General features: G+C 71.2%; 16 protein-coding genes. 12 read left to right on the forward strand and 4 right to left on the reverse strand.

What is annotated here, in order from left to right; all coding sequences use genetic code 11:
- Positions 1 to 10: 10 nt before the first annotated feature.
- Entirely contained in the window at positions 11 to 2,590 is a 2,580-nt protein-coding gene (locus HWV07_RS13210) for a BGTF surface domain-containing protein (protein ID WP_178334753.1), read from the reverse strand.
- Between the two features lie 119 nt (positions 2,591 to 2,709).
- Between HWV07_RS13210 and HWV07_RS13215 the strand changes: the two genes are divergently transcribed.
- The 8 genes from HWV07_RS13215 (at position 2,710) to HWV07_RS13250 (ending at position 8,159) form a co-directional block, all read left to right on the forward strand.
- Positions 2,710 to 3,093: a zinc ribbon domain-containing protein gene (locus tag HWV07_RS13215; protein ID WP_178334754.1), complete on the forward strand. Its 384-nt coding sequence runs from the start codon at positions 2,710 to 2,712 to the stop codon at positions 3,091 to 3,093.
- A gap of 27 nt (positions 3,094 to 3,120) precedes the next feature.
- Positions 3,121 to 3,657, forward strand: a complete 537-nt coding sequence (locus tag HWV07_RS13220) for an FxLYD domain-containing protein (RefSeq protein ID WP_178334755.1) — start codon at positions 3,121 to 3,123, stop codon at positions 3,655 to 3,657.
- Positions 3,658 to 3,702: 45 nt separating this feature from the next.
- Positions 3,703 to 4,374: a phosphate ABC transporter permease gene (locus HWV07_RS13225; protein WP_178334756.1), complete on the forward strand. Its 672-nt coding sequence runs from the start codon at positions 3,703 to 3,705 to the stop codon at positions 4,372 to 4,374.
- A gap of 57 nt (positions 4,375 to 4,431) precedes the next feature.
- Positions 4,432 to 5,424 (forward strand): WD40/YVTN/BNR-like repeat-containing protein, encoded by a 993-nt coding sequence (locus HWV07_RS13230; protein WP_178334757.1) that lies wholly within the window; start codon positions 4,432 to 4,434, stop codon positions 5,422 to 5,424.
- 75 nt (positions 5,425 to 5,499) lie between these two features.
- Complete coding sequence (locus tag HWV07_RS13235) at positions 5,500 to 6,663, forward strand: geranylgeranyl reductase family protein (RefSeq protein WP_178334758.1); 1,164 nt, start codon at positions 5,500 to 5,502, stop codon at positions 6,661 to 6,663.
- Between the two features lie 25 nt (positions 6,664 to 6,688).
- Positions 6,689 to 7,252 carry a DUF6663 family protein gene (locus HWV07_RS13240; protein WP_178334759.1) on the forward strand — a complete coding sequence of 188 codons (564 nt, stop codon included), beginning with the start codon at positions 6,689 to 6,691 and terminating at the stop codon, positions 7,250 to 7,252.
- Positions 7,253 to 7,297: 45 nt separating this feature from the next.
- A complete protein-coding gene (locus HWV07_RS13245; protein ID WP_178334760.1) occupies positions 7,298 to 7,717 on the forward strand; it encodes an acyl-CoA thioesterase in 420 nt (139 codons plus the stop codon).
- Positions 7,718 to 7,760: 43 nt separating this feature from the next.
- Complete coding sequence (locus tag HWV07_RS13250; protein ID WP_178334761.1) at positions 7,761 to 8,159, forward strand: DUF8159 domain-containing protein; 399 nt, start codon at positions 7,761 to 7,763, stop codon at positions 8,157 to 8,159.
- Here HWV07_RS13250 and HWV07_RS19945 read toward each other — a convergent pair.
- Positions 8,153 to 8,287, reverse strand: a complete 135-nt coding sequence (locus HWV07_RS19945) for a hypothetical protein (protein ID WP_281362299.1) — start codon at positions 8,285 to 8,287, stop codon at positions 8,153 to 8,155. The genes HWV07_RS13250 and HWV07_RS19945 overlap by 7 nt on opposite strands.
- Before the next feature lie 73 nt (positions 8,288 to 8,360).
- On the opposite strand from HWV07_RS19945, the gene HWV07_RS13255 reads away from it, so the two are divergent.
- Complete coding sequence (locus HWV07_RS13255; protein ID WP_178334762.1) at positions 8,361 to 8,759, forward strand: DUF7988 family protein; 399 nt, start codon at positions 8,361 to 8,363, stop codon at positions 8,757 to 8,759.
- Between the two features lie 6 nt (positions 8,760 to 8,765).
- Here the strand turns inward: HWV07_RS13255 and bcp are convergent, their stop codons facing one another.
- A complete protein-coding gene (bcp, locus tag HWV07_RS13260; RefSeq protein ID WP_178334763.1) occupies positions 8,766 to 9,215 on the reverse strand; it encodes a thioredoxin-dependent thiol peroxidase in 450 nt (149 codons plus the stop codon).
- A 107-nt stretch (positions 9,216 to 9,322) separates the two neighbouring features.
- Between bcp and HWV07_RS13265 the strand changes: the two genes are divergently transcribed.
- The 3 genes from HWV07_RS13265 to HWV07_RS13275 all read left to right on the forward strand — a co-directional run bounded on the left by HWV07_RS13265 (position 9,323) and on the right by HWV07_RS13275 (position 11,921).
- Positions 9,323 to 10,084: an SDR family NAD(P)-dependent oxidoreductase gene (locus HWV07_RS13265; RefSeq protein WP_178334764.1), complete on the forward strand. Its 762-nt coding sequence runs from the start codon at positions 9,323 to 9,325 to the stop codon at positions 10,082 to 10,084.
- 206 nt (positions 10,085 to 10,290) lie between these two features.
- Positions 10,291 to 11,460, forward strand: coding sequence for a zinc-dependent alcohol dehydrogenase (locus tag HWV07_RS13270; RefSeq protein ID WP_178334765.1), 1,170 nt, complete (start codon positions 10,291 to 10,293; stop codon positions 11,458 to 11,460).
- 188 nt (positions 11,461 to 11,648) lie between these two features.
- Positions 11,649 to 11,921 carry a hypothetical protein gene (locus HWV07_RS13275; RefSeq protein WP_178334766.1) on the forward strand — a complete coding sequence of 91 codons (273 nt, stop codon included), beginning with the start codon at positions 11,649 to 11,651 and terminating at the stop codon, positions 11,919 to 11,921.
- A gap of 82 nt (positions 11,922 to 12,003) precedes the next feature.
- On the opposite strand, the gene HWV07_RS13280 is transcribed toward HWV07_RS13275, so the two are convergent.
- On the reverse strand, positions 12,004 to 12,159 hold the full coding sequence (locus tag HWV07_RS13280) for a hypothetical protein (RefSeq protein ID WP_178334767.1): 156 nt from the start codon (positions 12,157 to 12,159) through the stop codon (positions 12,004 to 12,006).
- Positions 12,160 to 12,243 lie beyond the last annotated feature (84 nt).

A 12,243-nucleotide genomic window follows, 5' to 3' on the forward strand; every position in this document is an offset into this window, starting at 1 on the left:
GGTCGGCGTCTCAGTGGCAGTCGGCGTCGAGTCCGTGCCGTTGCCCGGGTCCGGTCGGCGTGCCGTCGGGTCCGGAGCCCGGATCGGCCCCACCCCCGTCGGACGGGTCGGTGGTCGCTCTGACCTCGAGGGCTCCCGAGAGCCGGTCGTCCGGCGTGACGACGGTGTAGTCGTAGGAGCCGACCGAGCGGTTCCCGGCGGGGACGTCGAAGGTCACGGTGGTGGTCTCGTTGCCGCCGACGGTGAGCGTTCGGGCGTCGACGACCTCGCCGGCGACGCGGAGTTCGACGCGCTCCCGGCCAGGGAGGCTGCCGGGGTTGTGGACGCCCGCCGAGAGGGTCGTCGTCCCGTTCTCGTCGACGGCGAGCTCCTCGGGGGTCTCGACGAGGTCGAAGGCCGGGAAGTCGTCGCCGGAGTCGACGACTGCGACCGCGCGCTTGTCGAACAGCTTCTCGCGGACGTAGAACTCCAGGCCCAGGGTCTCGCCGGCCGCCCGCTCCGCGAGGTCGTGGGATATCTCGAAGGTGCCGTTCTCCGTGACGTCGACGGACTGGACGGCGATGGGCTGGCGGTCGGTGCGGTTGTCCGGGAGCAACTGGACGGACATCTCGGTCCCCGGCGCGTAGTTGATCCGTCCCGAGATCGTCGCGCCCGAGCGGTTCACCACGATCGGGCGGCCGTCGGCGTCCGTGCGGTCGTACTCCAGCGTCGGCGCCTCGACGGTAACGTTGCCGGTCCAGAGCCGGCCGTCGCCGCCGGGTTCGAGGTACGGGTAGTGGTCGACCGCGTCGCTGCTGGCGATTTTCGCGGCGTGGTCGACGCGGTCGAACCGGTAGCGGCCGTCCGGCGAGGCCTCGAACCCGACCCCGTAGTCGTAGGTCTCGCCGGGTTCCGGGACGCCGTCGAACGGGCCGGTGCCGCGGGTGTCGACGACGAGGTAGTAGGTGTCTGTCGAGCCGGCGTCGTCCGCGCCGCCGCGGGCGTCCTCGGCGAGGAAGTACGCCTCGCCGTCGGCGGCACCGGCCAGGTCGAGTTCGGTCGGGACCCGGTTGGGACCGGGGGCTCGCTGCACGGCCTCGATCGTGAACCCGGCCGGGAGGTCGAGCAGACCGGCCAGCGTCGCGGGGTGCATCGTCCCGCCGCCGGAGAGCGGGTCGGCGCCCTCGCCCGCCCACGAGAGCGTGCCGTGGAAGCCGGTCGCGTCGAACTCGAAGACGAGGCGGTCGCCCTTGGTGACGGTGGACCGCTCGGTCAGCGACGACCGGAGGTCGCCGGGGCCGTCGGTCGCGCTGGCCTCGTCGCGCGGGGCGACGTAGGTGGTGAGGTTGCCGTACGATGGCGGTGTGAGGAAGAGGTTCGAGCGCGCCAGCGGCCGCTCGAAGTCCGGGACGCCGTCGTCGCGAACAACGACGTCACCGGTGCCCGCGAGCAGGCGGTACCGGCCCTCCTCCAGCGGCCCCAGCGGCTCGCCGATCCCGACCTCGCTGCGGAACGAGTCGAGGTCGTCGGCCACCCGCTCGCCGCCGGCGTCGACGAACTCGAGGTCGTCGAAGACGGGGTCGTCCGGCGAGTGCGCGTAACTCGTGACCGAGCCGCCGACGTAGACCTCCTCGGCGGGCGCGTCGGACCCGAGCAGCCGCGTGTTGATCGTGACGGTCGAGCCGCCGCCGACGTACAGCACGTCGATGAAGTTCGTGAGTTCGGCGCCCGGGGTCACCCGGTCGCCGCCGACGATGACGTACCCCTCGCCGGTCCCCTGGAAGCCGGTGCTGAACGTGATGAAGTCGCCGGTGTCGGCCTCGTAGACGGTCTTCCCGAACGAGGCGCTCATCTCGCGCTCCTGGACGGTGACCGGCGCCGTATCGGTCGCCCCAGTGTCGGTCGCGGCGACCTCGAGTTCGTAGGAGGCCGGGTGGACGGCCTCGAAGTCCACCGGGACGGACTCCCCGGGGGAGATGTCCCGGAGCACGACGGCGCCGCCGTCGCGCTCGACGGCGTCGTTCTCGTCGCCCCGGAAGAGGGCGTACAGCTCGTCCTCGTCGAGCCCCTGCGCCGTGACGCGAGCGTCGAGGGTCCCGCCGCGGTTGGAGTCCACCGTGAACTTCGTCTGCGCCCCGTCGCCGGTGCTGTCGACGGTGCCGGCGGTGAACGATGCCGAGAGGTCCTCTTCGGTTAGCCGGAACGCGTTTTCGCGGCTTGCATCGATCTGATTTCCGCCACCGGTCTCGTTGACGACGTACCAGCCCAGCGGGAGTGGTTCGCCTGAGACGTTGCCAGTGTCTATCGTCGCACTGGTCGAGCCCGATGTATCGAGGTGGGTTACAGGCTCGCCCGCAGTGCCACTGTCGGGATCGAATGTTCGGAGGTCGTAATCGGCTCCGGACTCGAGACCGGTGACGGTCACGGTCTCGTTCCGGAACACCGGGTCATCCGCCGCAGGCGAGCGTTCATCACCGTCGACATGGTAGGTAATCGAGTTTGAACTCCCCTCCGCCATTGCCGGCGCCACGAACCCGGCCGCGCCGGCAGCCAGCAGCGCCGCTGCGAGGAGGCCGGCGAGTGCGCCGCGGCTGGCTGTCGGGAGCGTCATCGGTCGCGCTTGGTATGCGTCCGCCCGACCGGTCGAATAGCGTTCGGTCGGTGTCGAGCCGCGATACGGTCGCCGACACCGCCGGGGCGTTTAGGAGGGTCGTCCGCGGACCCTGGTGTATGGCGGAGTGTCGGCACTGCGGGGCCGAACTGCAGTCTCCCTACCGGTTCTGTCCGATGTGCGCGACCCCACAGACCGACGAGGCGAGGACGCGGTTCCGGGCCTACATCCAGCAGCAGGCCAACGAGTTCGGCGCGGGCGGCGTCGCCGACTCCCTGGAGCACCGCGTCCGCTACGCGGCGGGGTACGTCGCCGTCGTCGCCGGGCTGGCGACGCTGCTCGACGTCGCGGGGTTCTTCTTCCTGCTGGCCGGGCTGGCGGTGCTGCCGCCGGTCCAGGCGGTCGTCGAGGAGCAGCTCGACCAGCCGATCGGTTCGAAACCGACCGCCGGGGCGGCCGGCGCGCTCGTGCTCCTCGGCGCGCTCGTCCTGGTGGTGGTGTGACCGACCGGACCGGAGGCGGGGTGTAGCGTGGGGGTCAGCGACGCCGACGTCCTCGCCTTCGCCGTCGGCGGAATCGCGGTCGTCTTCTCGGGGTTCGTCCTCTCGTACTCGGCGGCCGGAGGCCTCGCAGTCGTCGCCGGCGGCGCGCTGGCGCTGGCGCTGCCGTTCCTCCGCGGCGAGGACTCGCGGGCGGTCGGCGCGCTCGCGTGGCTCGCCGTCGCGGCGCTGCTGGCGGCGGGGGTCGGCGGCTTCCTGGTCGGCTTCGGCGTCTTCGACGACCCGGACGTCTCCTGGGAGTCGGACGCGACGATGCACGACGCGGACTCCGAGCGCCCGACGGTCGTCGTGACCGGCGAGGTCACCAACGCCGGCGACGCGACGGCCGACGACGTGGTCGTCACGGCGACGCTGCTGGACGCCGAGGGCGAGGAGATCCGCAGCGAGTCGACCCGGCTCGCGCCGCTGCAGCCGGGCACCACACAGCTTTTCTTCCTCCGTTTCGAGGGTGGCGACGAGATGCGCCGGTTCGCCGACGCGGAGGTGCGGGTCGATACCTCGGAGTAGTGTATCCGGCACGAGACTTATCTTGCTCCAGTATGAGTACGTGGTATGGAACTGGTAACTATCGGGCTCGTGCTGGCCGGGCTGGTGCTGGTGTTCTTCGGCGCCGCCCTGTCGGTGTACGCCACGGCGCTGCTCGGCTGCATCATGGGCGCGGCCGGCGGCTACGTCCTCGGGCCGCAGTTGCTCGGCGCGTTCGGCGCCGGCGGCCTGCCCGCGCTCGCGGGGGTCGTCCTCGTCGGCGCAGCCCTGGGCGCCGCGCTGGCCTACGTCGCGCTGTCGTTCGCCACGTCCGTCCCGGCGTTCGTCGTCGGCGCCTACCTCGGGCTGTACGTCATCACGCCGATCTTCACCGACGGCGGGCTGATCAAGTACCTCGTGATGATCGTCGCGGGCATCGCCGGCGCCGTCGTCGGCTTCGCGCTCACCAAGGTCGCACTGACGTTCGTCACCGCCTTCGTCGGGGCCACGCTGGCCTCCGGTGCGGTCGGACCGGGGAACCTCGCGGCCGCCCGCGACGCGCTCTCCCCGGACCCGATCCTCTTCGACCCGCTCGGGACGACGACCCTGCTCGGCGCCGACGTCCCGCTGTTCGGCGCGCTGTTCGTCCTGGGCGTCCTCTCGCAGATCGGCCTGTTCAAGCTGGGCTGGGTGACGCGGCTGGCCACCGTCGTCCCCGGCCTCGGGCGCGTCCTCGGCCGCAAGGGCAAGGAAGCCTGACAAACTCGTAGCCGTCCCGCCAGTCACCTTTTCTCGCTCCGCGTGCTACCCTCGGGCATGCCCACCGTCTACGCCGCGATGCGGAACGGCCTGCTCGTCGTCCCCGAGGACGGCGAGGCGGCCGTCCGGCACCTCGACCGCGACGTCGAGTGCCTGGCCGCCCACCCCGAGGCGCCCGACCGGTTCTTCGTCGGGACGTTCGACGAGGGCCTCTACCGCTCGACCGACGGCGGCGACGGGCTCGACCGCGTCGGCCAGGACACCCTCGAGTCCGAGCGCGTGACGGCGGTCGCCGTCGACCACGCCGACCCCGACCTCGTCTGGGCCGGCACCGAGCCCAGCCAGGTCTACCGCTCGACCGATGGCGGCGAGACCTGGGAGCCCCGCCCCGGGATCCGGGACCTCCCCTCGGAGGACGACTGGTACTTCCCGCCGCGGCCGGACACCCACCACGTCCGGTGGATCGAGCCGGACCCCGCCGACCCGAACCGACTCTACGTCGGCGTCGAGGCGGGCGCGCTCCTCCGGACCGACGACGCCGGCGCCACCTGGCGGGACCGCCCCGAGGGCGCCCGCCGGGACAACCACTCGCTGGCGACGCACCCCGACGCGCCCGGCCGCGTCTACTCGGCCGCCGGCGACGGCTACGCGGAGTCCCGCGACGGCGGCGACACCTGGTCGTACCCCCAGGAGGGCCTCGGGCACACCTACTGCTGGAGCGTCGTCCCGGCGCCCGACGACCCCGACACCGTCGTGCTGTCGAGCGCCACCGGCCCGGGAGCCGCCCACTCCCCGCCAGACGCGACGTCGTACGTCTACCGCCGGGATGACCCCGACGGGGAGTGGGAACGGAGTATGGACGGCCTCCCCGGCCCCGACGGCATGGCCCGGGCGGTCCTCGACGTCGACGGCGAGACGGGGACCTACTACGCGCTGACGAACCGGGGGCTGTACCGCTCCGGTGACGACGGCCGGTCGTGGACCGAGTGCGACGCCCCGTGGGACGAGGAGTTCGTCTCCCAGACGCCGCGCGGACTGGCCGTCCTGTAGCGCGAGGTAGCCTCCGGGAGCCGGCGACGCGGCGGACCCAGAGAATATTTCCCCGCTGGCGTCCCTCCCACGAACATGTACGACTTCGTCGTGGTGGGGGCCGGCCCCGCGGGCTCGCGGTTCGCGCGCTCGGCGGCCGAGCGGGGCCGCGACGTGCTCGTCCTCGAGTCCGGCGAGATCGGCCGGCCGCTCGCCTGCTCGGGGCACGTCAGTCTGGATATCTGGGACTTCGTCCCGGGCGAGACCCGACCCGAGGGAGGGTCTCGGGACGAGCGAGCGGAGAGCGGCGCGCGAACCGAGCCGCGAGCCGCGAGCCGCGAGGTCCACGACGACCTCTTCCAGAACGCCATCTACGGCGCCCGGTTCCACCTCGGGGGCGCCGACAGCCGGGCCTACCCCTTCTACAAGGACGAGCCGGTCTCGAACGCCATCGACCGGGTTGGTCTGGACAAGGCGCTCGCGCGGGCGGCCTCGGAGGCCGGCGCCGAGGTCCGCGACGGCCACACCGTCACCGGCGTCGACGAGAAACCGGGCGGCGTCGAGGTGACCGCCCGCGGCCCGGACGGCGTCCAGACGTTCGAGGCGCGGCTGGTCTGCGGCGCCGACGGCCCGCGGTCGAAGGTCCGCGGCGAGGTCGGCCTGCCCGAGCCCGAGGAGCTGCTGCACGGCGTCCTGGGGTTCGACCCCGACCCCGACCACCAGGACTTCGTCGACGTCCACCTCACCGTCCCGCGGTTCTTCGCGTGGCGCATCCCCCGCGGCAAGGCCGGCGTCGAATACGGCCTGGCGGTCGCGCCGGGCGACGACGCGCCGAAGCGCTTCGACGAGTTGCTCGCGGACTACGACGTCGAGATCGAGAACCGCTGCTCGGGGGCCATCCCCATCGGCCCGCCGGACCGGACGGTCGGCAAGCGGAGCTTCCTGCTCGGCGACGCCGCCGCCCAGACGAAGCCGTTCACCGGCGGCGGCATCCTCTACGGGATGCGCGCGGCCGACGTCGCGGCCCGGGAGATCGACCCCGGGCAGCCGGCGACGCTGGACGACTACGAGCGCGCCTGGCGCGACGAGCTGTCCCGCGACCAGGCGCTCGGGACGCTCGTCCGGGCGGGTTACTCGCTGCCGCGGCCGGTCCAGCGGGCCGGGCTGCGCGCCTTCGCCGGCGAGATCGCCGTCCACATGGACCGGCCGACGTCGCTGTTCTCGCGGGCGCAGCTCCGGGCGATGCTTTCGTGGGAGTGATACGGTCGGGCGGGCTACGGCCGACATGACCCCGAGGACGGACGGTCCCTTCCGCGTGCTGCCGGGCCGGACCGACGACGAGCGGCTGCTGCTGGACGTGCACTCGGCGGACCCCTTCTACGTCGACCGCGCGGCGCTGCCCGACGTCGACGTGGGCAACCGCGTCGACGCCGACCTCTCCTTCGAGGACGGCGAGCCGGTCGTCGACGCGCCGACCGTCGACCGCGAGACCACCTTCCGGTTCGTCCGCACCGACGAACCGATCTTCGAGGCCGCGAAGAACTGCTTCGAGGCCGCCCGCGCCGAGGGCGAGGCGATGAACTCGCGGGTGACCTACAGCACCGACAACGAGCCGAACGGCGTCGTCTACACGTTCGCCGACCAGCCCGGGAGCCGCGACCTCTTCGAGGAGTTCCGCGACGGCGGCAAGCCCCTGGACCCGCTCGTCGACCGCGCGGCCCAGCCCGAGGACGCGAACCCGCCGTTCTCGGTGTGGGTGATCGACTCCGAGGAGCCGTTCGTGCTCGTCTACATCGTCCTCGACCCCGACGGCCTCCTCGAGGAGACGATGCGCGACGCGTACCTCTAGGGGTGCGGGCGCAGGTTTATCCCCCGACGCCCCGGGGGGACTCGTATGCACGAGGTCTTCGAGAACACGGTCCGCTTCGCGGAGACGGACGCCCAGGGCATCGTCTTCTACGGCAACTACGCGACCTACCAGGACGAGACGTTCACCGAGTTCATGGAGGCCGTCGGCTACCCATACGACGAGGTCGAGGAGCAGGGCTGGGACGTCCACGTCGTCAACCTGGAGCTGAACTACCGCAAGCCCGCGGAGTTCCGCGACCGGCTGACCAACGCGATGCGCGTGACCGCGATAGAGGAGTCCAGCCTCGAGTTCGCCTACGAGTGCCGCAACGCCGACGGCGAACTGCTCGTCGAGGGGACGGTCGTCCACGTCGCCGTCGACGAGAGCGGGTCGCCGACGCGCGTCCCCGAGGAGTTCCGCGAGGCGGTCGTGGAGTTCCAGGACGAACCGCCGGAGCCGGTCTGACCGACGGCGGCACATTCTTCTCGCTCGCGGCGAATCGACGGGTATGGCCGAGGTCGTCGACCGACTCGAGCGCAACCTGATGAGCCTCGGCGTCTACGTCGAGCGCCACGCCCGCCAGGCGGCGGGCGGCGGCGAGACGCTCCACGTCGAGTACGAGACGGCCGCCGCGGGCCTGACGCAGGGCGACGTCGGCAACGTCTGCACCGAACTCGTCGACGCCCACCAGGCGGGCTGGGAGCCGGAGGACTGCCACTTCTGGGTCTTCGAGACCGACGGCGGCTTCCTCGGCGAGTGGGAGGTCCGCGCCGGCTGGTTCCGCGCGCTGGACCGCGGCGACATCTCCCAGACCGACTTCTCGACGCTCGTCCTCTCGACGCGGCAGCCGGCCGAGGAGCCGCCCGCCGAGATGCCCGCCTGGGGCGCGACCGGAGACGTTCAGTAGACGCCGCCGTCGCCGTCCCCGTCGTCTCCGGGGTCGCTACAGCCGGCCAGCGCCGCCCCCGACGCGGCCGCCAGGCCGGCGGCGGCCGCCCGCAGGTAGCGCCGTCGGGTCGGGTTCGTTTCCCTCATACCGGACTGTGGTAACTACTGGCACGTAGTCGTTGAGGGTGTCTGTTAACTGGCTGCACGACCGACGTTCGCCGTGACCGGCGCCGTCCGCGACCGACTGCTCGACGCCCACCGGCCGACCCTCGAGCGGGCGCTTTCCTGCGCCGACGCCGTCGCCGCGGGCTGGGAGGGCGAGGCGACGACCGACCGCGAGGCCGTGGTCGGCCCCTATCGCGCGCTCCTGGAGCGCGCCGGTCTGCTCGAGGCGCTCGCGGCGGCGCTGGTCGACGCCGTCGAGTCCGCAGGGTACGAACTGGCCGCGCAACCGGTGCCGGACGTCCCCTACCTCGCGGTGACCGGCCAGGGCGTCGTGCTCAGGGGGTCGACCGGCGACGGCCGCGTCGTCGTCACGCTCCGGGCGTTCGAGGTCGACCCCTACCGGCGCGGCCCCGGACTGCCGGCGGCGCTCGTCGTCGAGACGAAGGGGCGGTGACGGGCATCAGTCGAGGTCGGCCAGGATCGCCTCGGCGTGGCCCTCCGGGTCGACGCCCTCGTAGACGGCCTCGACCGCGCCGTCGCCGATGACGTACGTGTTCCGGAAGACGCCGTCGAAGGTGTTCCCGAACATGTTCTTCTCGCCGTAGGAGTCGTACCGCGAGGCCACCGCTCCGTCCTCGTCGGAGAGCAGTTCGACCGGGAGGTCGTACGCTTCGGCGAAATCCGCGAGGTCCGAGACGGGGTCGTCGCTGACACCGAGGACGGCGATGCCGCGCTCCTCGTAGGCCGCCCAGTTGTCGCGGAAGCCGCAGGCCTCCGTCGTGCAGCCGGGGGTGTCGGCCCGCGGGTAAAAGTACAGGACGACCCGGCCCTCGAAGTCCGAGAGCCGCACCGTCTCGCCGTCCTGGTTCGGGAGTTCGAAGTCGGGCGCGTCGTCGCCGGGTTCGAGCATGGCCGGGGGTCCGCGCCGCCCGACCATACCGGTTGCGGAGCGGCCGTCGCGACCACGCCGCCCCGTCGTTAGCTAGATTTTATGTCGCACGCTACCATCGTACGGGTATGCGCTTCGATAACGATACGGTGTTCATCACCGGCGCCGGTTCCGGGATCGGTCGCGCGACCGCGGTGGCGGTCGCCGAAGAGGGCGGGTTCGTCGTCGCGACGGACGTCAACGAGGACGGCGGCCAGGAGACCGTCGACGCCGTCGAGGACGCCGGCGGCGAGGCCGTCTTCCACGAGCTCGACGTCACCGACGCCGAGGAGTTCGACGCCGTCGTCGAGACCGCCGTCGACGAGTACGGCCTCGACGTCCTGGTCAACAACGCCGGCGTCGGCCACCCGCCGGCCTACGCCGAGGACGTCACGGACGCCATGTTCGACTACGTCGTCGACGTGAACCTCAAGGGCGTCTGGCACGGCTGCCAGTCCGCGCTGCCGCACCTCAAGGACCAGGAGTCCGGCGCCATCGTCAACGTCGGCTCGCTGGCGTCGTTCCTCGGCCTCCCGAAGCAGGCCGTCTACTCGCTGACCAAGGGCGCCGTGCTGAACCTCACCCGCGCGGTCGCCGCCGAGGCCGGCCCGAAGGGCGTCCGCGTCAACGCGGTCTGTCCGGGCTTCATCGAGACGCCGCTCGGCGACCAGTTCTTCGAGTCACAGAGCGACCCCGAGAAGGCCAAGGAGCGCACCGAGGAGCAGTACCCCCTGAAGCGCCTCGGCGAACCCGAGGAGGTCGCCGACGCCATCGCGTTCCTGGCCAGCGACGAGGCGTCGTTCGTGACCGGCCACGGCCTCGTGGTCGACGGCGGCTTCTCGACCAGCTGAGGCCGACCGGCACCCAACCGGAAACAACCTCCCACCGACCCGTCACTATCTTTACCGAAAATCCGGGAGTCGTTCCGAACGGTGAACCCAGTGTCTCCGGATCGTCGAGCCCGAGCTACGGGTCCGTCGGCAGGTCGTATCGACGCCAGCGCCGCCGCCGAACGGTCCGCTGTGAGAGAAGGCGACGCCCGGCGCGGAGGGCAGCGATGAGGGCGCTCACCTGGCACGGCGAGGAGGACGTCCGGGTCTCCGAGGTGCCGGACCCGGAGATCGTCAACCCCCACGACGCGATCGTCGAGATCACCGCGACGGCGATCTGCGGCTCCGACCTCCACCTGTACAACGGCTACATGCCGACGATGCGGGAGGGCGACATCCTCGGCCACGAGCCGATGGGCGAGGTCGTCGAGGTCGGCGACGCCGTCGAGAACCTCGAGGAGGGCGACCGGGTGGTCGTCCCCTTCACCATCAGCTGTGGCTCCTGTGGGTTCTGCCAGGACGACCTCTACTCGCTGTGCGACAACTCCAACCCCAACGCGGAGATGGCCCGGAAGGTGATGGGCCAGTCGCCGGCGGGGCTGTTCGGCTTCTCGCACATGCTCGGCGGCTACGCCGGCGGGCAGGCCGAGTACCTCCGGGTCCCCTACGCCGACGTCGGCCCCGTCAAGGTCGACTCCGACCTGCCGGACGAGCAGGTGCTGTTCCTCTCGGACATCTTCCCGACGGGCTACATGGCCGCGGAGAACGCCGACATCGACGAGGGCGAGACGGTCGCCGTCTGGGGCTGCGGTCCCGTCGGCCAGTTCGCCATCCAGAGCGCCTGGATGCTCGGTGCCGGCCGCGTCGTCGCCATCGACCGGGTGCCGGAGCGCCTCGAGATGGCGCGACAGCACGGCGACGCCGAGACCATCGACTTCGAGGAGGAGGACGTCTACGACCGACTGATGTCGATGACCGGCGGCCGCGGCCCGGACAGCTGCATCGACGCGGTCGGGTCGGAGGCCCACGGCACCGGCCTGATGGGCTTCGCGGACAAGGCGAAACAGCAGCTGAAGCTGGAGGCCGACCGGCCGCACGTGCTCCGCCAGGCCATCCGGTGCTGTCGGAAGGGCGGGACCCTCTCGGTCCCCGGCGTCTACCTCGGCCACGTCGACAACTTCCCCGCCGGCCCGATGATGAACAAGGGGCTGACGGTGAAGACCGGCCAGACCCACGTCCAGCGCTACCTCGACCCGCTGCTGGACCGCATCGAGTCCGGCGAGATCGACCCGTCGTTCATCGTCACGCACAGCGAGGACCTCGAAGCGGGCCCCGAACTCTACGAGAAGTTCCGCGACAAGGAGGACGGCTGCGTCAAGGCCGTCCTGAACCCCTGAGGCGGGCAGGACGACGGCTCTCGTGGCCCGCTGGAGCGGGCCATCGAGGGAGCCGGCCGCTCTTCATTCGGATCGAACTCCTCTAGCGGCTTCTAGCGCCCCTTTATTCACTCGCGGTACCAGCTACGAATGAGGAGCCTTCCGTCATCCCGGGGTGGGGATGCACCCGGCTCCTCGTCCACCGTCAGATGGAGGCGAACGGCCGGATACAATGTGGGTGCGGGTCGGAGCTGTCGTTCAGCGCCGCCGATAGCCGTCCGCGCTGCGAGTGCGGCGCGCTGTACGCGGTGACCGTCACGCAGTTGCTTGGGGAAGGCGACGTCCGGGCGTGCGCGAACTGCGGCGGCGGCGCCGATTCCAGGTGGTTCGTGTCGACCGAGGAGTGGCGACGCGAGATGGCGCTGTGCGATAGCTGCGCTACCGAGTTACGCGAGGAAGCAGGTATCGATGTCCCCGAGTGAGACTTTTTCGGAGTACGGACCGGGACGTCCCGTTCGCACTGCCTGACACAGGGGTCGCGTACCGACCTACCGATCGCCTGTCTCAGATTCCCATCCGCTGGAAGTCGTCGCTCCCGCAGTTGCACTCGGCCACCCCGATCGGTCGGAGCGACCCGTCGGTGCGGAGCTTCGCCGGGAACACCTCGCCGCAGGAGCGGCACCTGGCAACGCACTTCGACTCCGTTTCCGTCTTCGACATACCAACAGATTCGGCGGAGGTGGGGATGATACTGCCTCCTATGATATTTGGGCCGAATCCAGCGCTGGTGGGACTCGGAGCGTC

Source organism: Natronomonas salina, assembly GCF_013391105.1.
Classification (GTDB): Archaea; Halobacteriota; Halobacteria; order Halobacteriales; family Haloarculaceae; genus Natronomonas; species Natronomonas salina.

Excerpts from the sequence above, each read along its gene's own strand:
- HWV07_RS13230 (WP_178334757.1), top strand. The coding sequence starts at position 4,432 with ATGCCCACCGTCTACGCCGCGATGCGGAACGGCCTGCTCGTCGTCCCC.
- HWV07_RS13215 (WP_178334754.1), top strand. The coding sequence starts at position 2,710 with ATGGCGGAGTGTCGGCACTGCGGGGCCGAACTGCAGTCTCCCTACCGG.
- HWV07_RS13245 (WP_178334760.1), top strand. The coding sequence starts at position 7,298 with ATGCACGAGGTCTTCGAGAACACGGTCCGCTTCGCGGAGACGGACGCC.
- HWV07_RS13275 (WP_178334766.1), top strand. The coding sequence starts at position 11,649 with ATGGAGGCGAACGGCCGGATACAATGTGGGTGCGGGTCGGAGCTGTCG.
- HWV07_RS13265 (WP_178334764.1), top strand. The coding sequence starts at position 9,323 with ATGCGCTTCGATAACGATACGGTGTTCATCACCGGCGCCGGTTCCGGG.
- HWV07_RS13250 (WP_178334761.1), top strand. The coding sequence starts at position 7,761 with ATGGCCGAGGTCGTCGACCGACTCGAGCGCAACCTGATGAGCCTCGGC.
- HWV07_RS13225 (WP_178334756.1), top strand. The coding sequence starts at position 3,703 with ATGGAACTGGTAACTATCGGGCTCGTGCTGGCCGGGCTGGTGCTGGTG.
- HWV07_RS13240 (WP_178334759.1), top strand. The coding sequence starts at position 6,689 with ATGACCCCGAGGACGGACGGTCCCTTCCGCGTGCTGCCGGGCCGGACC.
- HWV07_RS13210 (WP_178334753.1), bottom strand. The coding sequence starts at position 2,590 with ATGACGCTCCCGACAGCCAGCCGCGGCGCACTCGCCGGCCTCCTCGCA.
- HWV07_RS19945 (WP_281362299.1), bottom strand. The coding sequence starts at position 8,287 with ATGAGGGAAACGAACCCGACCCGACGGCGCTACCTGCGGGCGGCCGCC.
- HWV07_RS13280 (WP_178334767.1), bottom strand. The coding sequence starts at position 12,159 with ATGTCGAAGACGGAAACGGAGTCGAAGTGCGTTGCCAGGTGCCGCTCC.
- bcp (WP_178334763.1), bottom strand. The coding sequence starts at position 9,215 with ATGCTCGAACCCGGCGACGACGCGCCCGACTTCGAACTCCCGAACCAG.
- HWV07_RS13235 (WP_178334758.1), top strand. The coding sequence starts at position 5,500 with ATGTACGACTTCGTCGTGGTGGGGGCCGGCCCCGCGGGCTCGCGGTTC.
- HWV07_RS13270 (WP_178334765.1), top strand. The coding sequence starts at position 10,291 with ATGAGGGCGCTCACCTGGCACGGCGAGGAGGACGTCCGGGTCTCCGAG.